This is a genomic window from Nocardia coffeae (assembly GCF_019890715.1).
Taxonomy (GTDB): Bacteria; Actinomycetota; Actinomycetes; order Mycobacteriales; family Mycobacteriaceae; genus Nocardia; species Nocardia jiangxiensis.
Window position 1 is genome coordinate 621,283 of sequence record NZ_JAINZY010000003.1, and the last position, 20,749, is coordinate 642,031.

Genomic DNA, 20,749 nt, shown 5'->3' on the forward strand with positions numbered 1-20,749 from the left:
TCTTCTGCGGTTCGACCTCATCGTCGATACCTTGTCGTAACTGTGACCGAGCCTCGTCTGTTGCCCTTGGCGATCGGGCTGCTGGGGTGACTGGGCTCGGGCAAAAGTTCGCTGATTTCGTTGACGCGGCTCAGTTGGAAAGCAGAAGAACTCCAGGCCGGAGATCACCGTATCTGTGTGTGCCGTTTAGGCCGTGGAGGCCAGCGACTCACGCAACAGGGCGGCGGTGGATAAGCGGTCCGACTCGATCAATGCCAACGAGGCATTCTGGTGCTGGCGTCCGCTGACATCGGGGCGGGCGAGGCAAGCGCTGTCCATGTGGCCGTCAACCGCTATAACTGTGTAATGCGGTGTCTGGCGTTATCGCGGCACTGCACAATCAGGCGGGTGCTGGCTAACCGTCCCTGACATTGGTGCGTATTAAGCGATAGAGGCCAGCATCGGGGACCTGCTCGCCTTCGTCGATTAGTTGTGCGAGCGTCCTTGTGATAGGTGCAAGTAGGATACGAAGTTGCCCATAGTGTCCACCGCTACTTCGGATCAGACGTCTGTAGTAGTCGTATACCCGATTGTAGAATAATTTATCAGGAATTTCTGACTGCAGGGCTCGTAGAGGTGCAGGCGCGAAAATATATTCTCCGTTTGTGACGAGCGTCCAAATATACATAGAAACAGCTTGGCGCTTATTGTTGTCGAGCATCGGGTTCTGCCCCGAGGAACTACTTGACAGGCTATCTAGCAGATAGTTCCAGGAATCCGTGTCTATTGCCCAATCTTGAAGCGCGATCCGACGCTTCCGGTAGTCGATCAGAGAGGAGCTTTCTTCTAGTTCGAGTGCAAGTCTGCGAACTGAGTTTGCAAAAATATATTCAGACTCCGACCAGGCTCGGAATTGCGATCGCCCAGCTGGTTTGTACGGGATGTCAAGATATGCAGCGGCTTCGTTCTGCGCTCCGCCCATGGATAATTGAACAAGTTTGATCGCAGCGAGCCGTCTGGCTGTGCGAAGGTTTCTAGTAGGCACTGACGAGAAATGCTTGTCCCACCATCCCGGCTCGAGAAATGACGGAATGCTGCAGGGGGCAAAGTTATAGGAATGAAGTCTACGTCTATCTCGAACATCTCGGGTACTGGTCATGCCAACTGTGTTGAAGTACTCCATGATCGGTGCAGAGATTTTCTTAAATTTTTTCGAGCACGTGATGGATTGTAGATTCACGTTGTGCGCCCAAGTCGCGTCATTTTTTTCTCTATCAGGGTATGCGGCCTGGAACATGAAATTAACGAGGTCGTAGACCTCGGTGCTGTTCAGGATTGCGTCTGCGGTCGACAGTAGAGCTGCGGACCTGATCGGGGTAGTTGGCGGTGAATCGATAGGAGATTCTTTTCTGTAAGACTTAGGGTAGCGTAGAGCAAGACTCTCAACGTGAGCATCTACGGCATACCGCAAATTGGCCTTCACGAAATCGGAAGACTTTGGCCAGGATGCGGTAATCAATGCGGCCGTCAGGCGGAGATCGGTTATATTGAACTCCTCGTGTGTAATATTGCCGTGAAGTACATTTAGAATTCGTTTCTGGCAGTTAATTATCTCTGCGTCTGGTTTATCTACGTGTGAATACTCTGCGGCTTTCAAGTAGGTGCGGCAGAGCCTATCGGCCGATCGTCGATGTGAGATGTCTGTTGATATTCGGCATTGCGACGGGTGCGCAACGAGGGAGTTTGGATTCCATATCAGGCTGTCGCTGAGCGCGCTGCGTCGTGCGTGGAATGATTCTCGTGGGCACTGATCTGATAGGATGCAGTTATGTTCAATGCATGCGAAGGCGACAGGTAGGTGCCAGTATTTCATCCGGGCGCCGCCAAGCTGCCGTTGCATTTCTGTCGAATTCCCCGTTAGGCATTGTGGGCAGAACCTAGGGGTTATGTGAAATATCCATTTATCCCATCTTCCTGCAAGCGATAATCCGATAGAGGGATATGCGTCCTTCCATGGGGAAAGGGTCAGGTTTTCAACCTCGGATTCGTTTAACTGGGTTACAGTCATGAACCGTTCCAACTCCGCATCGGACAACTGCAGTAGTTTTCTTCCGTTCACGAAGTCTGGGCGGTTCGCAGCCAACCCTGATGCTTGACAGAACTGCAATGGAGTCAGGTCGAGACGGTGTGCTGACCGCAACACGTATCCAACCAGGGACTCACCTGCCAGTGGCACCAAGCTGCGAGGAAGCCGGGACCCTCGTGGTGGGGTACTCCTGCGGCTCACGTCGGCTGTGCCCAACGACTCTGTCGTGTCAGAACCATCCGCTGACCGTAGGGCACCAAGCTCTGACCGGCCAGCCAAACGTGTCAAGTCGTGTGGTGATCCTATGAAGCAGAGCCAATGACCGCACGAGTGGTGGTGACAACTAAGACTTGTATGTGACAACTATGATCTGTCGTCACAGGCTCGCGGAAATGGGGTATTTCCCCGATGGTCGGTGTCGGTGGGGCGTGTCAGTATCGAGACATGTATCCGTCCATGCCCGCCTTCGATGCCCGTGGGGTCGAGTCCACCGCGCCGCGAATGCAGCGGCGGTCCGGGGGCCGTGTCGTGGGCGGGGTGGCCGGTGGCATCGCCGATCATCTCGGGGTCGACGTGTTCAAGGTGCGTGTCACCTTCGTGCTGCTGTCGGCGCTGATGGGTGCGGGTATCGCCGCGTACGGGATGCTGTGGGCGTTCACTCCGTCCGGTGCGGAGGGTCCGGCGCCGACGGCTCGGGAGCGGCGGCAGGGGGCCGGGCTGGCGCTGCTGGGTGTGGCGCTGGCCGTGTCGATGTCCTGGTTGTTCAGCGGTTCCGCGGCCCGGGTGGTCGGGCCGATCGTCGTGGTCGCGGTGGGTGCGGCCCTGGTGTGGCGGGAATTCGACGCGGAGGGTCCGCGGTCGATGTTCGGGCTGCCCGCGCGGCCCACGGTGCTCACCTGGACGCGCATCGTGGCGGGCGCGACGTTGATCGTGGTCGGGTTGGGCGTGGTGGTCCTGGGTCGGATCAATCTGAGTTCACTGGGCTCCGCGCTGATCGCGGTCGCGGTCACGCTGATCGGGGTCGGCCTGCTGACCGTGCCGCTGTGGCTGCGCATGATGCGGGCGCTGAACTCCGAGCGCGCCGCCCGCATCCGCAACGAGGAACGCGAGGAGATCGCCTCCCATCTGCACGATTCGGTACTGCAGACGTTGGCGCTTATTCAACGGCAGGCCGAGGATTCCCAGGAGGTGGTGCGGCTGGCTCGCAGTCAGGAGCGCGAACTGCGCAAATGGCTGTTCGAGGACGCCACGCCCGCTCAGTCGAGTCTGGCCGCCGCGTTGCGCACCATCGCCGGTGAGGTGGAGGACCAGCACGGGGTGAAGGTCGCGCCGGTGACCGTCGGCGATGTGTCGATGGATCCGGGCGATACCGGATTCGGGCTGCCCCGAGAGCATTTCACCGCACTGCTCGGGGCGACCCGCGAGGCGCTGGTCAATGCCGCCAAACATGCCGGGGTGCCCACCATCGATCTGTTCGCGGAGGTCGAACCGCATCAGGTGGGTGTGTTCGTGCGCGACCGCGGAGCCGGTTTCGATCCGGCCGACGTTCCGGCGGATCGTCAAGGCCTGGCCAAATCCATCCATGCCCGGATCGAGCGTCGCGGCGGCACAGTGGTGATCGATTCGACGCCGGGACGCGGTACCGAGGTGCGGATCACGTTGCCGCGCAGTGATTCGGAGGGTGCGGAGGATGCGCCGGGTGCCGGAGGTCCCGGTGATGCGGTGGATCCCGAGAGACCGGGCGGGATGCCGGGTGCCGGACCATCGGGTGATGCGGCGAATTCCGGGGTCGTCGGATCCGCGTGGCCGACGGACGCGTCCGAACCCGCCACCGTTCCCGAATCCGATTTCGGAAGGCACTGAGGCGCAACCTGTTCCGCGTGCGCCTACGACGTGCGAATCGGTTCGGCCAGGACGGTCCCGACCCCGCGTCCAGGAATCCGTGCCGTGTCGGGCCGGCCGGGCCGCTGCGGTCTTCCGCGGACCTGTTCGCGCGTCGAACAGGCATGATGAGTACGGGCGGGGCGGGGTGCGATGTGGTACCGATGATGGCGATGTGCCATGCCCACAGCATGTGTGAGTTTCGGTCTCAGGTGAGGAGATGCAGTGTCCATCCGGGTGTTTCTGGTCGACGACCATGCCGTGTTCCGCTCGGGTGTGCGGGCCGAACTGGGCCGTGAATCCGATATGGAGGTCGTCGGTGAGGCGGGTGGGGTGGCCGAAGCCGTCGCCGGAATCGCCACGGCCCGTCCGGATGTGGTGCTACTGGACGTGCACATGCCCGACGGCGGCGGAGTCGCGGTGCTGCAGGGTCTCGAACGCGGCAGGCAGGGCCCGGTCTGCCTGGCGCTGAGCGTGTCCGACGCCGCCGAGGACGTGATCGCGGTGATTCGCGCGGGTGCGCGCGGCTACGTCACCAAGACCATCTCCGGACCGGAACTGGCCGACGGTATCCGGCGGGTGGCAGGCGGGGACGCGGTGTTCAGCCCGCGCCTGGCCGGTTTCGTCCTGGACTCGTTCACCGGACGTTCTCCGGCCCCCGAGCCGCCGCTGGATCCGGAGCTGGATTCACTGACCCCGCGCGAACTCGAGGTACTGCGCCTGCTCGCCCGCGGCTACACCTACCGGGAGATCGCCGAATCCCTGTTCATCTCGGTGAAGACCGTGGAAACCCACGCCTCCAACGTGCTCCGCAAAACCCAGCAGTCCAACCGGAACGCCTTGACCCGCTGGGCCCACCGCCGCCGCATCGACTGAGCTGTTCCGCCTCTCCGGGACTTCAGCGTGTCGTTGGGGAGCGGAAGGGTGCGGGCGACGAGATCCATCAGGGTCGCGGCTGCGGTTATCAGGGTGTCGCTCTTGCCGGTGCCCGGCGGCCCAATGAACGTGAGATTGTATTGCGCGCGAACCCATTCCAGACTCGGCAGGTAGTCGAACGTGGCTTGCGGGATCGAGGATGCCGACACCTGCTGTCCAAGCTGGACTGAAACGCAGACGAGAGCTCATCTCGGACCCCGTGCGGCGAGCAGTTTTCGGTTGCGCAGGAACGGTTTCGACTGCGAAGACCAGGTCGTTGCCTCGTGTCTGACGTGATCCGACTCGATCAGGGCTTTCCGGCGCCCGGTGCGGGTGCCGGATAGGCCACCACTCGCCCAGTGGGTTCCGACGACTCGGTGCCGCCATAGTGCTGTCCGACGACGAACAGACGCGGATTGTCATCCCGGCTGAGCGTGCAGGCGAAGGCTCCCCGGTCGAATTCGACGGTGGCCAGTACCTCGCCGCCTTCGTGCACCCGGACGCAATGCTGGTTGCTCACATCGGCATACCAGACCGCGCCCTCGGTATCGAGGCAGATCCCGTCCGGATGGTCGCCCGGGGTGTGCGCCCATACGCGACGGTTACCAAGGTCGCCATCGGGTCCGATGTCGTAGGCGGTGAGCCGGTTGGCGTAGGACTCGGCGACGATCAGGGTCTTGCCGTCCGGCGTGAGTGCCATCCCGTTAGGGAAGGCGAGGTCGTCAGCCACCTGACGGACGCTGCCCTGCGGAGTGACCACGACGATGAGCCCGGGAGTGAATTCACCACCGGGGAAATCGAAGCCGATGTTGTTGACGAAGGCGTTGCCGAGGTCGTCGACCACGACCTCATTCCACGGCTTGTCCGACACCGCGGAAAGGTCGGCGTGCCTCACGAGTGACCCGTCGGGGCTACGGCGAACGAGCTGTCGCTGTGCGGAGTCCACGACCAGCAGTTGCCCGTCGGGCAGAAAGTCGATGCACATCGGGAACGATGGGATCGTCGCGATCACCTCGTGGCGGTGATCGGCGCCGAGCGCAATCACCTGGTTCGCTCCCCAGTCGGAGAACCAGAGTCGTCCGTCACGCCAGCGCGGCGACTCGCCGAACACAACTCCATCGAACAGAACCTCGGGCACACTCAAGTCGGGTCTTCCTTCCTTCGTTGGTCGTAGTACTGACGTGGTAAGCCTCGAATACTCATCGCGCCTGACGGGGCGAGATTTCGCCATTCGAAGCCGGGGCCATGACGAATTCCGAGGGCCTTGGTCGATGCGAGCTTGGAGCGATCAGGCGTGGTCGGGCGGGTTGGCGAGGTGGGCGTTGATGCGGCCGAGCAGGCCGAACAGTTGCGCGCGTTCGTAGTGAGTGAGCGGGGTCATTATGTGCTCGTTGACGCGGTCGAGGACGCGGTCGAGTTCGGCGAGGCGGGTTTCGCCGTTTTTGGTGATGGTGATGACGTTGCGTCGTTTGTCGGCCGAGTCCGGGGTGCGGCGGACCCAGCCGTGGTCTTCGAGGTCGTTGAGGACCGAGACGAGGTCGCTCTTGTAGATCCGGGTGTGGCCGGACAGGGCTGCCTGGCTAGCGGGGCCGAACTCAGCGAGAGCTGCGAGAACCATGAAGTGGTCCCGGTGGGCCTCCACCGTGCGCAGGGCGTTGCTCGCGACGCGCTGCGTCTGGACGGCCGTCATTGCGACCAGGCGCGTGAACAGGCCCTTGAACCGCTCGGGGGTCTGATCGCCGTGGTCGAATCGCAGGTCGTCGCCGGTCTCCATGTGGGTGAGCCTACTCCTCTTGCGTTAGTGCCACTAACGATCTAATTTCGTTAGTGGGGCCAACGTTAGTTTGTCCCACTAATTGAGGAGGCCATCATGACCAGCACCGACGCCCTGATTCGCGAGCTTGCCGACCGCACCGAACTCGCCGACCTGGTCGCCCGCCACAGCGTGTGGGCCGACGAGCGTTGCTATGACGAGACCGACCAGCTCTTCACCGAGGACGTCGTGGTGGTCTCCCCGCGCGGACAGGTGCACGGCATCGCAACGCTCGTCGAGCTCGTGCGCTCGGGTGATGACAGGTACGTTCGCACCCTGCACAACAAGTCGAACCTCGTCATCGACCTCGACGGCGATACCGCCACGGTGCGCGCTCACGACATCGCCGTGTTTGTCATCGACGACAAGACCGAGGCTGTGGCGGCCGGGTTCCACCGCTACGGTGCGCGCCGCACCGAGGGCGGCTGGCGCTTCGACCGCCTCGAAATCACCCCGATCGCACTCACCGAAGCCCTCGACCGGGCCCTGTAGGTCCTGTCCCGATGGGGTGAATCGATCAGCCCCTGGGTTCGAGGGCCGGTCGCGCATCATGGCGCGACGAACAGTGGGAACTGCTGGAGCTACTGCTGCCGAAATCCGAAGGCCACGTTGGTCGTAACTTCGCCAACAACCGCCTGGTGGCGTTGAACAGGGCGTATGTGTCCAGTCGCAGATGAGAGCAGTGCTGCACTTCCCTCGCATCTTTCCTGTTCACCCGCCTCGCCCCGGCTGCGCGAGCCCAGGTGCCTGTCTCGGCTACGGACACCGTATCCGCTGGTAGCGGAGGTGCCGAAGATTCTGCGATTCCTTTCCGGCCTGAGGTGGATCTACATATCGGGAGGCAACAACCTCCTGCGGCCTTTCTCGAAGGCCGCTGCCTTCGACAAGAGATGGTGTGTTCATGGAACAGCAGGTAGTGATCGGTGTCGAACAGCTTCGCCAGGCCTTCGCCAGTACCCGAGCCATCCTGGAGGAAGTCCGCCGCGACCAGCTGGGGTTGCCGACGCCGTGTGCGTCGTGGGACGTCGCGGCGTTGATCAACCATTTCGTGGGCTCGGCCCGGTGGGCCGCGTCAACCGTGTCGGCCGAGGACGGCCCGGCCGAATGGGACTTCGCGGCCGGGGATTTCGTCGCGGCCTACGACGACAGCATCGAGATGGTGCTGGCAGCATTCGGGGTCGATGGCGTACTCGACGAAGAGTTCGTGCTGCCGTTCGGCGCCTACTCCGGGGCGAGAATGCTGAGTCTCACTGTGCGCGAGCAGTTCATCCACGGTTGGGATCTCGCCAGATCGATCGGCCGTCCCGCAAACCTGCTGCCGGAGCTGGCGACGGACCTGCTCTCCGACGCGCGAGTGGAGATCACCGACGAGCTGCGTGGACCGGACACTGTCGCCTTTTTCGGTCCCGCCGTCGACGCAGGCGACGATGCCTGCCCCGCAGACAGGCTCGCCACGTTTCTGGGACGTTCGATCTGACACAATCGCACCGGCCGTGCTCGGAAGGAGACGTCACAGGTGCCGGATCAGGCGAGCTTCGTGCAGCAGACCGAACCGTTCCGGCGTGAGCTGCTGGCTCACTGCTATCGCATGCTCGGATCCGTTCACGATGCTGAGGATCTCGTCCAGGAGACGTACCTCCTCGCGTGGCGCTCCTTCGACAGTTTCGAAGGCCGGTCCTCGCTGCGCAGTTGGCTCTACCGCATAGCGACCAACGCCTGTTTGAAAACGCTGCAGCGGCAGAGCAACCGACTGCTGCCCAGCGGTTTGGGTGGCGCCGAGCTGAATCCACTGGCCCCGCCGGTTGCCGGCGGGGCGGAAGTGGTGTGGCTGGAACCGATTCCCGACGCCATGATCGGTTCGCTGTCGGGAGATCCGGCCGCCGTCGCTGCCACGCGCGAGGGGGTGCGACTGGCGCTGATCGCATGCTTGCAACACTTGTCCGCACCCCAGCGCGCGGTGCTGATCCTGCGGGATGTGTTGGCCTTTCCGGCACATGAGGTGGCCGCCATACTCGGCACGACGACGGCAGCTGTGAAGAGCACACTGCAACGCGCGCGGGCTCGGCTCCGACAACTCGACCAGAGCAGCGATCGGACCGCCGAGGTGAACGACCCACGTGCGCGTGCGTTGCTCGACAGATACATCGCCGCGTTCGATGAGTCCGACGCCGCCGCGCTCGAGCAATTGCTCAGCGAGGAGGCAACTTTGGAGGCAACCACGATCCAGACGTGGTTCGCCGGGCGTGCCACCTGTGTCCCCTTCCTGCGTGAGCACATGCTTGGTGCTCCCGGCGACTGGCTCATGCTTGCCACCTGGGCCAACGGACAACCTGCCGCTGTGGCTTTCCGCCGCGTAGGCGACACCTACCACCCGTACGGAGTCGTCGTGCTCACGGTGATCGGTGACAGGATCACCAGGGTGGTCTCCTTCGCGGACCCGACCCTGGTGCCCCTGTTCACTCGATACACAGACAGTTGAATTCGGCACGGGGTGATCATCGGCTCGGGCACTCTCGAAGAGAATAGTGCCGCGCCGGGGGCGCGAACCTGCGACAACCGCTCTTCACCCGCTGCCCATGATCAGCGCGGTACGGCTGGGTAGCAGATATGGGTGACTCCTGAGCAGGGCTCCACGCTGTATGTCGTGCTCGGCATCCGGGTGTTCATGAAGCTCCAGGTGATCCGGTCGTAGGCGACGTTGGCGTGCTGGCTGCCACGCTGATGCAGACGGAGTTGCACGATCTCGGCCAGGGAGGTTAACGCCGGGCAGGTCGAGGCGGGGGTTCATGAAGGTGTTTCACCAGATTCCAGCAGGCTGGGTCGGGCCGGTGCACCACCGGTGAGTCGCTGGGATCGGTTGTGGCCGTGTGCGTTCGACTCCTCGAAGGGGCCGGTCGGTGTCAGGCAGGGGTACACGCAGGCGATGGTGAGGTGGGCGCAGCGCTTTCTCGTCTCACGGGTTGGGGCGCAAATTGTGGACCGGCCGCCGCTCAGAGACCGCACGAACCAACGACACTGGCCACCGTTGACGATGACACCAATCACACGCTGGTTCTGTGTGAGTACATGGAGTTACCCATGTTCTTGCGAAACCAGTTGTTGCGTGGGTGGCGGGGTCGGTGGGTGCCGCGAGGTCCGCGTTGCCGGGCGGCGGTTGGGTTTTCGGCTTCTACATGATTGCTACGACGATGACTATCAGGATCAGGAGGCCGATGAGGAGGCCTACCGCGACGGCCAGGGGGGCGGCGTTGGGGCCGAGGGAGGAGAGGGTGAAGGACGGTTTGCGTTGGGGGGCGGGCGCTTTGGGGGCATTGGCGCGGGGCGGGCGCGGGAGCGGGGTGGAGTGCGGGCTGCGCAGGCCCGCTGCGGAGTTGCGGGCCGCCCAGGCCGGGATGGTGCCGTCCTCGGTGCGGACCGGGGCGCCGAGGATATAGGGGCCGGTGCCGGGACCGAATACGGCGGTGAGGATTTCGTTGCGGGCCTCGGCCATGGTGGGACGGCGCTGCGGGGCGGGTTCCATCATGTGCAGCAGGACCTGGGTCAGTGCGCCGCTGCGGGTGGGCGGGATGATCTGGGCCATCGCGGCGCGCGTCACGATGACCTCGTTGTCCTCCTCGATGCCGTAGGGCGGATGCCCCTCGATCGCGGTGTACAGCGTTGCGCCGAGCGAGAATACGTCGCTGGCCGCGGTGGGCTGTGCGCCGCGCGCCACCTCCGGCGGCAGATAGGCGGGGGTGCCGGTGATCACGTCCTCCGGCTCGTCGGACAGGTCACCGGCGCCGCGTGAGATACCGAAGTCGCTGAGTTTGACCTTGCCGACCTCCGCGCCGCGGTCGGCGACCAGGATATTGCCGGGCTTGATGTCGCGGTGCACGATGCCCGCGGCGTGCGCGGTGGCCAGCGCATCGGCGACCTGTGCGCCGATCTGTGCCACTTCGATCGGCGAGAGCGCATCCGCCAGCGCCATCGCCTTGGCGACGCTGCGGGAGGGCAGATACTCCATCACCAACCACGGCTCACCGGCCTCGAGTACCACGTCGTAGACGGCGATGGCGTGTTCGTGCGACAGCTTGGCCGCGACCCGTCCCTCGTGCACGATCTGATCGCGGATCACGCGGGCTTCGTCCTCGCTCAGTCCTGCCGTGGACAGGACCTGTTTGATGGCGACGTCGCGGTTGAGCAGCCGGTCGGTCGCCAGCCAGACCGCACCCATACCGCCGCCGCCGAGTTTGGACTGCAGACGGTAGCGGCCGGCGACCAGATAGTCGGGGCCTACGATGGAGCGGGCGCGTTCGGTCACGGGCGCGAGAATAGCCGAAAACCATCCTGACTGGCCTGCTTCGGGACCATGAGGTTGAAGGGCGCACCTCGTGGCGGCAGGTTTTCACCGCTGTCCGGAGCGGAGATCGGACTTCGGGTGCGGGTGCCGCCGCAGGTCACGATGGTGCTTCCGGCTGCTGCTGCCGCTTTTCGACGAATCGGCGGCAACGCGTCCCATGAATGCATCACGATCGCCCGTCCGGATCACGGCGGCGGGTCACCTACCCATCACCGACGTCTCGCTGGAGGAGACTGGGACTCGTTGCGGCCCAATTCGGTCGACACTCGCCGAGTGTGTCCGGGCATCTTTGCGGGATCTCCGGCCTGCCTGATGCCATTGTCGGACAGTCGATTCGGGCTCTTTGCCCGGAAAGTTCCTGTAGCAGTTGATGTATCGAGATACTCGGGTTCTGGCGCATCACTGCCGCAGCCGGGTGGATCCCGGGCTCGGTCACAGACGAGGGCGGCGTTGTTGTCGCGAGTAACCGCCGTTGCGGCGATCGGCCGCGACCGAGTAGGCGAGACCAGCGCAGAGTCCGGACCTGCTCACTGTGGCTTCGCGCAGCGATGACGCCCACGCTCGAACCCGGCATCGGTACGCCGACTCCGGTGACGGATGTAACCGGCGAGTGACGGATGAGACCTGTCGGCACGGTCACTTGACGTGGTCGGGGGTGGGGGTTCTACTGACAGTGAATCGAACGTATATTCGATTGGCATCGATAGCTGGATCGGTGCTGGGATCCACTCGGTGGAGATAGGCGGTCGAGGATGGGTTCGCCCGACGAAGTGCGGCACGAGCGGTTGGCCGAGCTGCGGCGACGGATGGCCGCGATTCCGGCGCGCGGGGCGGCCTCGACGACGCGGGCGCCGCTGTCGCGGGAGAGCCGCGGGGAATCGTTGCCGGTGCCGTCTGCTCTGGGCGAGCTTTTGCCTGACGGGGGACTGGTCAGGGGGTCGGTGGTCGAGTACTGGGGTGCCAGTTCGTTGCTGGCCGGGCTGCTGGCGGCGGTGACCGGAGCCGGCGGGCATGTCGCGGCGGTCGGTCTGCCGCGACTCGGTCTGCTCGCCGCGGTCGAAATGGGTGCGGATCTGGCGCGACTCGCGGTGATTCCCGATCCCGGGTCCGACCCGCTGGAGGTTGCTTCCGTATTGCTGGATGGTCTCGATCTGGTGGTGCTCGGTATGGGCGGCCGGGAGGTGCCACCTGCGCGGGCTCGTGTCCTCGCCGCACGCGCTCGCGGTAAAGGCGCCACGCTCGTGGTGGCGGGCGGGCGCTGGAGTGGTTCGGTGCTGCGTATCGATACCCGGATCGCCGGTTACGGCGGGCTGGGCCGTGGTTGTGGACGGCTGCGCACCATGCGGCTGGATGTCCGCGTTCGCGGCCGTTCGACCCCGCAGCGCACCGGCGCACTCGATCTGACGCCTCGGGATGGACGCATCGAATGGGTTGCGGCGCAGTCGGATTCCTTCGTGCCGAAGGTGGTGGAGGCACGTCATGCGGCATCGTGAGCGGTGCCGGTGAGCGCTCGGCGTACGTCCCGGGTGCTGGCGCTGTGGTGCCCGGACTGGCCGGCCGTCGCGGCCGCCGCGGCGGCGGACGTCGCGCCGACCCGGCCGGTGGTCGTGCTGCACGCGAATCGGGTCGTGGCGTGTTCGCAACTGGCGCGGTCCGCCGGGGTGCGGCGCGGCCTCCGGCGTCGGGAGGCGCAGGCGCGCTGTCCCGATCTGTATGTGGCGCAGGACGATCCGGACCGGGACGCGCGGCTGTTCGAACCGGTGGCGATGGCCGTGGACGTGACCGTGCCCGGGGTGGAAGTGCTGCGTCCGGGTCTGCTGGTGCTGGCGGCACGGGGTGCGACGCGGTTCTTCGGTTCCGAGGAGCAGGCGGCCGAACAGCTCGTCGACGCGGTGGCGGCGACCGGGGTGGAGTGCCGGATCGGGATCGCGGACGAGATGTCCACCGCGATCCTGGCCGCCCGCCGGGCCGCTCTCGTGCCGCCGGGAACGGGTGCGCAATTCCTGGCATCGCTGCCGGTGAGCGAGCTGGCCGTCGAACCGAGCCTGGCCGGTCCGGAACGGGTGGATCTGACGGATCTGTTGCACCGCTTGGGATTACGCCGGATCGGTGATTTCGCCGCACTGACCCCGGCGGAGGTCGCCTCCCGGTTCGGTGTCGACGCGATCGCGGCACATCGCTGCGCCCGCGCCGAACCCGAACGTGCGCCCGCGGCCCGTCCGCCCGCACCGGATCTGACAGTGGAGTACCCCTGCGATCCGCCGATCGACCGGATCGATGCCGCCGCCTTTGCCGGTCGCCTGCTGGCGGTTCGATTGCACGATCGCCTGGCCGATGCCGCGGTGGCCTGCACCCGGCTCGCCGTGACCGCGGAAACAGCTGCCGGAGAACGTCTTTCCCGAATCTGGCGATGCGCCGAACCGCTCACCCCGGAGGGGACCGCGGATCGAGTGCGCTGGCAGTTGGACGGCTGGCTCACCCAGCGCGCGCTCCGCGGCCACCACTCCGACCACGACGAGTGGACCGGAATCGCGACGATCGGTGGTCGGGCCGAGCATCCCGGAGCATCCCGCACGCAGCGAACGGCACCGCCGAACGGGAGTGCGGACGACACCGTGGCTCCCGGACGCGCGGTACCGGCGGCCCCGATCGTCCTGTTGCGCCTGGAACCGGTCGAGGTCGTCACGGCCGGTGCGTTGCAACTCGGTCTCTGGGGCGGGGAGGGCGAACAGGAGGAGCGGTTCCGGCGCGCACTGGTCCGGGTGCAAGGTCTGCTGGGCGGGGAGGCAGTGCTGAAAGGAGTGCTCAGCGGTGGCCGCGGCCCCGCCGAACGCATCACGCTGATCGCGCTCGGCGACGAACTGTCACCCGCCGCCGACCCCGCACTGCCCTGGCCCGGTCGTCTCCCCATCCCCGCCCCCGCGGTGGTCCTGGTCGATCGTCCCGAGGTGATCCTGGAATCCGCCGCCGGCGCCCCGGTCTGGATCACCGACCGCGGCCTGTTCACCGCCGACCCGGCCCGCCTGCGCTGGGGAACCAAGGATTGGCAGGTCGCCGCGTGGTCCGGCCCCTGGCCACTGGACGAACGCTGGTGGTCCGACGGCCACGCCGACGCCGCCCGAGCCCAGATCCTGCTGCGGGACGACGTCATGGTGCTGCTGCTGTTCGGCCGCGACCACATCTGGCATGCGGAGGGCCTCTACGACTAGCCGCCGATCGTGCTGTCCGCGCGTTCCGGCGGCGACCACACGTACGGGGTGGTCGTGGTCACGGCCCGAAAACCCAGACGCCGCAGAATCGGGGCACTGTCGGGCGAAGCGTCCACCTGGAGATATCGCACACCCCGGGCGACGGCGAGCGCGGCGCGGGCAGCCACCAACGCCCGATAGATTCCCCGGCCCCGCCACCGCGGCAACGTCGATCCGCCCCACAGTGCGGCGAATTCGGTGCCCGCACGAAATACCAGCCACGCCGCCGACACCACCTCGCCGTTGCTCTCGGCGACGAGAACCCGGATCTCGTCCGGATGGGTGCGCACCCGGCCGATCAGGTCGTCCGCGAGCCAGCTCCAATCCTGCTGCCACACCGTCGATTCCATGGCGGCGATCCGGTGCATATCGGCGTCTTCGGTGACGCGGCGCACGAGGACCTCATCCGGTAGTGCCGGGGCCGCGGCCATGTCGTCGGCCAGGCCGATCAGAACTGTCTCCTGGTCCTCCGCAACGAAGCCGGCCGCGCGAAGGCGGTCGGTCAGATCGTCCGGCTTGTCGTGTCCGCGCGTCTTCCACTCCACCGATTCGCCGCGCGCGGCGAAGTAGTCGCGCTGCCGGGCGATCAGCAGGTCCAACTCGGCGCCACCCGGACCGAGGTCCGGCGGGGCGCTGACCAGGCCGCGGAACTGGCCGACGATCCGAAGCAGTGGACCGTCCTGTTCACAGCGCACCCCGTCCGGAAGATTGGGCGGTGTTCCCCGCATCTGCTCGTCGTAGGCCGCGAGCAGGACACCGATATCCGTCACCGTATCGACACTACGAGGCAGGGCAACTCCTTTGTTCGTTGCACGATCCTCGAACTGCTCGGCGGCCCGTATCCTGGCTGATCGTGGAGTCGATGGTTACCAGCGTTTCGCTGCGGGGCGTGCAGATCGCCTATCGCGATTCCGGACCGGCGGCCACAGCGCATCCGCTGTCCGAGGTTCCGGTGTTGCTGGTGCACGGTATGGGCGGGGACGGGCACACCTGGGATCGGTTCGGGCAGAGGCTGTTTCGGCTGGGACGCCGGGTGATCGTGCCGGATCTGCGCGGGCACGGGCGCAGTGCGCACACCGGCTCCTACCGGTTCGACGAATTCGGCGAGGATCTGTTGCGGCTGTGCGAGCAGCTCGAGCTGACCTCGGTGGATCTGGTCGGCCATTCGCTCGGCGGCTACGCGGTGTCGTGTGTGGCGATCGAGCGACCCGGACTGGTGCGTCGCCTGGTGATCGAGGAACAGCCGCTGCCGTTGTGGTCGGATGCGGAGCAGCTCACGCTCACCCGTCGGCTGCCGACGGTGCCGGAACTGTGGCACGCGTCGACCAGTCTGCTGCGTCATCCGCGTACGGTGCTGGCCTTCGACCGGTCGATGACCCGGATCGCGTTGGAGCAGTTCCGCACCCCGAATCCGCGCTGGTGGGAGCGGCTCGGCGAGATCACCGCGCCGACGCTGATGTTGCGTGGCGGCCCCGGTGGCATGGTCGATCCGGACAAGCTGGCACTGCTGCAGGCCGGTATCGGGGACTGCACGATCGAATCCTTCGACTGCGGGCACAGCATCCACCGCGACCGCAGTCGCGAGTTCGCCGCCGCCGTACTGCCGTTCCTCGGGCACTGACTTTTCGGCGCGTCCCGCGAAATGTGTTGCCCCGGGACTCCCGAGGGCGGCACCATCGTGACATGGACAGTGCACGCCCCGCGGTGCTGACGCCGGATGCCTCGCCGCCCGAACGAATCGACCTCGGCGACTTGGTGATTCGGCGGTGGCAGCGGTGCGATTCGGAGGCGCAGTTCCAGGCGATCGAGGCGTCGTACGAGGAGTTGCACACCTGGATGCCGTGGCTGCCCGAGCGGCGGACGCGTGCGCAGCAGCGGGATTTCATCGAGGCCGCGGCCGCGAACTGGCCCGCCGACGGGAACTGCAACTACGGCCTGTTCGATTCGGCGGGAACCGTGCTCGGCTCACTCGGCCTGCACGACCGGGTCGGCCCCGCGACGCTGGAGATCGGATACTGGTGCCATACCGGATATACCGGCCGCGGCGTGATCACCCGTTCGGTTGCCGCGGTGACGGCGATCGCGCTGGCCCTGCCCGGTGTCGACCGTATCGAAATCCACTGTGACGCCGCGAATGTCCGCAGTGCGGCGGTGCCCCGGCGGCTCGGGTGGCGATTGGAGCGGACCGAGCCGCGCGAGCGGCCTGCGCCGGGGGAAACCGGACGGGGGCTGGTGTGGGTGCGCGAACGTGGCGATCTACCAGTGGGTTCCGGGGACCAGACGTCCCGCGCGGCGCAGGACGGTGCGGCTGACGCGACCGGCCGGTGACCGTTCGTGATGTGGTTTTCCTTGCGGGGCAAGCTTTTCCAGGGCCACATCGGGTGCGACCTCACCTTTGGCGGCGGGGGAGTCCGGCAGGGCGCGGTAGTAGCGGTGCAGGACCCAGTCCTTGAAACGCGGGGTGAACAGGCTGCCGTATTCGGCAATGGTCCCCAACGGGACGTCGATGCGCCTGGGGCGTTCGGACAGCGCGCGCACGATGGTCGCCGCAGCCCATTCCGGAGATTCCGAGGGGCCCTGTCTACCGCTGGGGGCGATCATCGGGGTGCGCACCAGCGGCATGTGGATGGTGGTGAAAGTGACGTTGTCCGCGCGCATTTCGACCGCTGTCACCTCGGTGAACTTGTCCAGCGCGGCCTTGGACGCCAGATAGGCGGCGAAGCGCGGGGTGGCAGCCTGCACACCGGCGCTGGAGATGTTGACGATGTGCCCGAACTTTCGTTCGCGCATCTGCGGCAGCAGCGCCAACGTCATCCGGACCGCGCCGAAATAGTTGACCGCCATGGTGCGCTCGAAATCGTGCATCCGGTCGGTGGAGCGGTGCACGGCTCGCCGGATGGACCGTCCGGCATTGTTGACCAGCATGTCGACATGTCCGTGCTCGTCGAGAACGGCCTTGACGGTCTGCTCGACCGATTCGGCATCGGTCACATCGCAGCGATAGCCGTATGCCTGCCCGCCCGCAGCCCGCACCTCGGCGACCACGGCGGCCAATTCGTCCTCGCGGCGGGCCAGCAGGAGAACCACCGCGCCCTTGGCGGCGACCGCCAGCGCGGCGGCCCGGCCGATGCCGGAGGAGGCCCCGGTGATGAGCACATACCTGCCGGTCAGATCCCGCCGGCGGCGCCGGGGTCGATCGGCCGCGTGGTTGTCGGTCATCGTCGCTCCTTTGCAGATCGATTCGACACGAACTTACTCCTAAGTAAGTTCCGGCGGCAACGAGGATGGGCCACGCGTCACACTGCCGGTTCCGAACCGAGAGATGGCGACGACTCCGGCAGGGTGTCACGTTCGGGTGCGGACGTCGGCGTACCGGCCCAGCGGTGCAGGGCTGCGGTGAGGTCGGCGGTGGCGTCGTCGTCGACGATGTCGCAGGCCCAGGCGACCACGCCGTCCGGGCGGACCAGCAGCCCGGCAGGCGTTCCGGTCGGGTGGCCTTCGACTGTGCCGCTCGGGTGGCCTTCGGCCAGGCTGCGCACTCGGCCGGACCAGGCTGCGGCGAGGTGGGTGAATACGGTGTCCGGGCTGCGGTCGAGCAGCAGGAATCTGCCGTCGTGACCGTGGTCGGCCAGGCGGGAGCCGTCGCGCAGCCACAGGTCGGGGGCGTATCGGCCGACCAGCCGGTGCGCACCGGGCAGGTCGATGCGCTGGGTGACTCCGGCGATCTTCTTGACCGCGTAGGTGGCGCCGTCGCGGGTGTCCAGCAGATCGGCGACGACTTCCCGTAGCGCGGCGGACTTGGCATCCCCGCGCAGCACCGCGATCTGGGCTCGGGTCCAGCCCATCACCCAGGCGCCCAGGGGACGTCGCTCGGCATCGTAGCTGTCCAGCAGCCCTTCGGGGGCTTGCCCGGCGATCACGGCGGCCAGCTTCCAACCGAGGTTCGTCGCGTCACCGACCCCGAGGTTGAGGCCCTGACCGCCGAACGGAGGGTGTACGTGCGCGGCGTCACCGGCCAGCAGCACCCGCCCCGATCGGTAGGTCGCGGCCTGGCGGGTGTTGTCGCTCCAGCGAGTCGCCGGGGCGCGCAGTGCGGTCAGCGTGACCTCGGTGCCGGAAACCCGGCGCAGGCTCGCCTGTAGTTCCGCGAGGGTGACCGGTGCAGTGCGGTCGGCGACGGCCCCGAACTCCATGATCGCCACCCGGCCCGGCTGCGGTCCGCAACGATAGACACCCTGGGCCGACCACACCCAACCGTCGGCGAGTTCGTTCGGGTCGGCGATATCGACGACCGCCTGATAACCGGTGAGTTCGGGTGCGGCGCCGGGGAAGTCGATACCCGCCAGACGTCGCACGGCGCTGTGCCCGCCGTCGCATCCGACCAGCCATCCGGTGCGCACCGGACCGGCCGTCGTGCCGACCAGCACCCCGTCGCCGGTGTCCTCGACTCCGGTGACCTCCACCCCGCGATGTACCGGTACGCCTAGTCGCGCGACATGCTCCGCCAGCAGTGCCTCCAGCTGCCGCTGCGGCACGATGCGTGCTCCGGACGCCACGGCGTGCGCGGTGAAGTCGGGATCGGACCAGTCCACGAGTTCGGGGTCGAGGCTCATCCCGGCGAAATGCCCGGTGAATTGCGATGCGGGCCCGCCCGCGCCGGACGTCCGGTCACGCACCCACTCGGCGAGTGCCCCCACCCGGGCGAGCGTCTCGCGCTGCATCTGCTCGGCGGCGGGCAGCAGGCCGCGACGGTCGAGGGCTTCCGCGGTCGGAATGTTGATCGACTGCGCCTTCATCGCGTCGTCCGGTGCGGCCAGGCGCTCGAGCACCTGTACCGATACTCCCGCCAGTGCCAGCTCGGCGGCGAGGATCAGCCCCACCGGTCCGGCTCCGGCCACGGTCACGTCCACGTCCTGGTTCACGTCAGCTATCACGAACACTGTTCTAGTTACGAACAGTGTTCGTGTCAAGGTATGGTGATCGGGTGAACCCCAGAGAGCGGCGCGCGGCGCGACATCGGCCACCGAATCCCGAAGCTCCGGCCGGAGCGCGACGCCGTAAAACCGTGTTCACCGTGGAGCAGGTCGTCGACACCGCGCTGGACCTCGTCGCGTCGGAGGGGTACGAGGCGCTGACCATGCGCCGACTGGCCGGCGTGCTCGAGACCGGCCCCGCCTCGCTCTATGCCCACGTGGTCAACAAGGCCGACCTCGACGAGCTGCTCATCGGACGGCTGTGCGCCGCACTCGCTCTCCCTGAGCCGGATCCGGCGATCTGGCGCGACCAGATCCGCGACGTATGCGCCCAGTTCCGTGATCAGTACCTGAAATATCCGGGCATCTCCCGCGCCGCCCTGGCCATGGCGCCCACCGACCTCGAGATCGTGCGCGTCAGCGAGGGCATGCTGGCGATCCTGCTCGCGGGTGGCATCACCCCGCAGGCCGCCGCCTGGGCCGCCGACGCCCTCCTGCTGTACGTGGCCGCCTACTGCCTCGAGGTGTCGATCGCCCGTCGGCGCGCGACCGACGACGACACCGCCTGGGTTCTCGACCGTGACGAACTACAGCGCCGCCTCACCACCCTGCCTGCCGAAACCTTCCCGCACACCACCCGTTACGCCACCGAACTCACCGCGGGTGAGGATCACGACCGATTCGACTTCACCCTCACTCTGCTGCTCGACGGCCTCGCGCATCGCTAGTCATCCTGCGGCGCAACCGATTCGGTGATCGGCGTATCCGTCGGGTGGTTACCGGTCTTCGAGGTGGGCGAGTGCGGTGATGATGCGTTCGGCGATATCCGGCGGCCAGCGGAAGGCGGGAGACGCCACCCGCTGGTGGGCGAGTCCGTGCAGGCCGAGCCACAGCGCGACCGTGTCGGCGGGCAGGTCGGTGCTGGCTGCGCGGCCCGCGGCCACACAGCTCGCGAGCTGTTCGGCGAGCAGTTGCATACTCGCCTGACCGAGTGAGGCCAGGTCGTTCTCGTCCACCGAACTCTCGTTCAGATCCGGTTGCCAGAGCCCTCCGAACATGGTGCGGTAGCGGCCGGGGTGGGTCCGGGCGTACTCCAGATAGCCGTCGCAGACCGCGAACAGCCGCTTGCGGGGGTCGTCGTCCGCGGCGGCCAGGCTGTCGCGCAGATGCTCGTTCAACTCCGCGAAAGCCTGCTGTATCACCGCGAGCACGATGGCGGGCTGGTCGGGGAAGTGGCGATAGATCGAGGGGGCGGCGATGCCGACGCGGCGGGCGACGGCGCGCAGGGTGATGGTGTTCGCGTCACCGGATTCATCGAGTAGTTCGATCGCGGCCGCCAGGATCTCGTCGCGCAGCTTGGCGCCCTCCCCGCGGCGGTTGGGAACACGGGTTCCGGTTGCCGCCCTGTCCTCTCCCATGCCGTCACCTTACAGAACAAAACTTATGCATGTTAGCCGTTCTGTGACCAACGCTTCTCTCGATCGAATGTATGTTCGACAATAGAAGGAACCGGAT

The 20,749-nt window shown here is 66.2% G+C and carries 17 protein-coding genes and 1 pseudogene; 10 read left to right on the forward strand and 8 right to left on the reverse strand.

What is annotated here, in order from left to right; all coding sequences use genetic code 11:
* Nucleotides 1–394 precede the first annotated feature (394 nt).
* Entirely contained in the window at nucleotides 395–2,266 is a 1,872-nt protein-coding gene (locus tag K7711_RS16255; protein ID WP_308014787.1) for a TniQ family protein, read from the reverse strand.
* 243 nt (nucleotides 2,267–2,509) lie between these two features.
* Here K7711_RS16255 and K7711_RS16260 point away from each other — a divergent pair, with 243 nt between their 5' ends.
* Entirely contained in the window at nucleotides 2,510–3,928 is a 1,419-nt protein-coding gene (locus K7711_RS16260; protein WP_222970228.1) for an ATP-binding protein, read from the forward strand.
* Between the two features lie 249 nt (nucleotides 3,929–4,177).
* Nucleotides 4,178–4,822, forward strand: a complete 645-nt coding sequence (locus tag K7711_RS16265; protein ID WP_222970382.1) for a response regulator — start codon at nucleotides 4,178–4,180, stop codon at nucleotides 4,820–4,822.
* Between the two features lie 346 nt (nucleotides 4,823–5,168).
* On the opposite strand, the gene K7711_RS16275 is transcribed toward K7711_RS16265, so the two are convergent.
* Nucleotides 5,169–5,999: an SMP-30/gluconolactonase/LRE family protein gene (locus K7711_RS16275; protein WP_308014788.1), complete on the reverse strand. Its 831-nt coding sequence runs from the start codon at nucleotides 5,997–5,999 to the stop codon at nucleotides 5,169–5,171.
* Between the two features lie 150 nt (nucleotides 6,000–6,149).
* Entirely contained in the window at nucleotides 6,150–6,635 is a 486-nt protein-coding gene (locus tag K7711_RS16280) for a MarR family winged helix-turn-helix transcriptional regulator (protein ID WP_222970232.1), read from the reverse strand.
* A gap of 96 nt (nucleotides 6,636–6,731) precedes the next feature.
* Between K7711_RS16280 and K7711_RS16285 the strand changes: the two genes are divergently transcribed.
* From K7711_RS16285 to K7711_RS16295, 3 genes and pseudogenes are all read left to right on the forward strand, one after another.
* Nucleotides 6,732–7,166, forward strand: a complete 435-nt coding sequence (locus K7711_RS16285; protein WP_222970234.1) for a nuclear transport factor 2 family protein — start codon at nucleotides 6,732–6,734, stop codon at nucleotides 7,164–7,166.
* A 409-nt stretch (nucleotides 7,167–7,575) separates the two neighbouring features.
* Entirely contained in the window at nucleotides 7,576–8,151 is a 576-nt protein-coding gene (locus K7711_RS16290; RefSeq protein ID WP_222970236.1) for a TIGR03086 family metal-binding protein, read from the forward strand.
* 30 nt (nucleotides 8,152–8,181) lie between these two features.
* Nucleotides 8,182–9,153 (forward strand): annotated as a pseudogene (locus K7711_RS16295) (RNA polymerase subunit sigma-70); the annotation flags it as partial.
* A gap of 690 nt (nucleotides 9,154–9,843) precedes the next feature.
* On the opposite strand, the gene K7711_RS16300 reads toward K7711_RS16295, so the two are convergent.
* Complete coding sequence (locus tag K7711_RS16300) at nucleotides 9,844–10,974, reverse strand: serine/threonine-protein kinase (RefSeq protein WP_222970240.1); 1,131 nt, start codon at nucleotides 10,972–10,974, stop codon at nucleotides 9,844–9,846.
* 791 nt (nucleotides 10,975–11,765) lie between these two features.
* Between K7711_RS16300 and imuA' the strand changes: the two genes are divergently transcribed.
* Nucleotides 11,766–12,506, forward strand: coding sequence for a DnaE2-dependent mutagenesis accessory factor ImuA' (gene imuA', locus K7711_RS16305; protein WP_222970242.1), 741 nt, complete (start codon nucleotides 11,766–11,768; stop codon nucleotides 12,504–12,506).
* 9 nt (nucleotides 12,507–12,515) lie between these two features.
* Complete coding sequence (locus K7711_RS47610) at nucleotides 12,516–14,222, forward strand: DNA polymerase Y family protein (protein ID WP_308014766.1); 1,707 nt, start codon at nucleotides 12,516–12,518, stop codon at nucleotides 14,220–14,222.
* Here K7711_RS47610 and K7711_RS48920 read toward each other — a convergent pair.
* Nucleotides 14,219–15,031, reverse strand: a complete 813-nt coding sequence (locus K7711_RS48920) for a GNAT family N-acetyltransferase (RefSeq protein WP_222970243.1) — start codon at nucleotides 15,029–15,031, stop codon at nucleotides 14,219–14,221. The genes K7711_RS47610 and K7711_RS48920 overlap by 4 nt on opposite strands.
* Before the next feature lie 92 nt (nucleotides 15,032–15,123).
* Here K7711_RS48920 and K7711_RS16320 point away from each other — a divergent pair, with 92 nt between their 5' ends.
* Together K7711_RS16320 and K7711_RS16325 are read left to right on the forward strand one after the other, a co-directional pair.
* Complete coding sequence (locus K7711_RS16320; protein ID WP_222970244.1) at nucleotides 15,124–15,882, forward strand: alpha/beta fold hydrolase; 759 nt, start codon at nucleotides 15,124–15,126, stop codon at nucleotides 15,880–15,882.
* A gap of 62 nt (nucleotides 15,883–15,944) precedes the next feature.
* Nucleotides 15,945–16,589, forward strand: a complete 645-nt coding sequence (locus tag K7711_RS16325; RefSeq protein ID WP_222970245.1) for a GNAT family N-acetyltransferase — start codon at nucleotides 15,945–15,947, stop codon at nucleotides 16,587–16,589.
* Here K7711_RS16325 and K7711_RS16330 read toward each other — a convergent pair.
* Together K7711_RS16330 and K7711_RS16335 are read right to left on the reverse strand one after the other, a co-directional pair.
* Nucleotides 16,518–17,480, reverse strand: a complete 963-nt coding sequence (locus tag K7711_RS16330; RefSeq protein WP_222970246.1) for an SDR family NAD(P)-dependent oxidoreductase — start codon at nucleotides 17,478–17,480, stop codon at nucleotides 16,518–16,520. The genes K7711_RS16325 and K7711_RS16330 overlap by 72 nt on opposite strands.
* 77 nt (nucleotides 17,481–17,557) lie before the next feature.
* Nucleotides 17,558–19,195, reverse strand: a complete 1,638-nt coding sequence (locus K7711_RS16335; protein WP_222970247.1) for an FAD-dependent monooxygenase — start codon at nucleotides 19,193–19,195, stop codon at nucleotides 17,558–17,560.
* Between the two features lie 50 nt (nucleotides 19,196–19,245).
* On the opposite strand from K7711_RS16335, the gene K7711_RS16340 reads away from it, so the two are divergent.
* Nucleotides 19,246–19,962: a TetR/AcrR family transcriptional regulator gene (locus tag K7711_RS16340; RefSeq protein WP_222970248.1), complete on the forward strand. Its 717-nt coding sequence runs from the start codon at nucleotides 19,246–19,248 to the stop codon at nucleotides 19,960–19,962.
* Nucleotides 19,963–20,010: 48 nt separating this feature from the next.
* On the opposite strand, the gene K7711_RS16345 is transcribed toward K7711_RS16340, so the two are convergent.
* The gene (locus K7711_RS16345) at nucleotides 20,011–20,652 is read right to left on the reverse strand and encodes a TetR/AcrR family transcriptional regulator (protein WP_222970249.1); all 642 of its coding nucleotides are present in this window, start codon (nucleotides 20,650–20,652) and stop codon (nucleotides 20,011–20,013) included.
* Nucleotides 20,653–20,749 lie beyond the last annotated feature (97 nt).

Excerpts from the sequence above, each read along its gene's own strand:
- K7711_RS16325 (WP_222970245.1), top strand. The coding sequence starts at position 15,945 with ATGGACAGTGCACGCCCCGCGGTGCTGACGCCGGATGCCTCGCCGCCC.
- K7711_RS16330 (WP_222970246.1), bottom strand. The coding sequence starts at position 17,480 with ATGACCGACAACCACGCGGCCGATCGACCCCGGCGCCGCCGGCGGGAT.
- K7711_RS16285 (WP_222970234.1), top strand. The coding sequence starts at position 6,732 with ATGACCAGCACCGACGCCCTGATTCGCGAGCTTGCCGACCGCACCGAA.
- K7711_RS16260 (WP_222970228.1), top strand. The coding sequence starts at position 2,510 with ATGTATCCGTCCATGCCCGCCTTCGATGCCCGTGGGGTCGAGTCCACC.
- K7711_RS16290 (WP_222970236.1), top strand. The coding sequence starts at position 7,576 with ATGGAACAGCAGGTAGTGATCGGTGTCGAACAGCTTCGCCAGGCCTTC.
- K7711_RS16320 (WP_222970244.1), top strand. The coding sequence starts at position 15,124 with ATGGTTACCAGCGTTTCGCTGCGGGGCGTGCAGATCGCCTATCGCGAT.
- K7711_RS16280 (WP_222970232.1), bottom strand. The coding sequence starts at position 6,635 with ATGGAGACCGGCGACGACCTGCGATTCGACCACGGCGATCAGACCCCC.
- imuA' (WP_222970242.1), top strand. The coding sequence starts at position 11,766 with ATGGGTTCGCCCGACGAAGTGCGGCACGAGCGGTTGGCCGAGCTGCGG.
- K7711_RS16345 (WP_222970249.1), bottom strand. The coding sequence starts at position 20,652 with ATGGGAGAGGACAGGGCGGCAACCGGAACCCGTGTTCCCAACCGCCGC.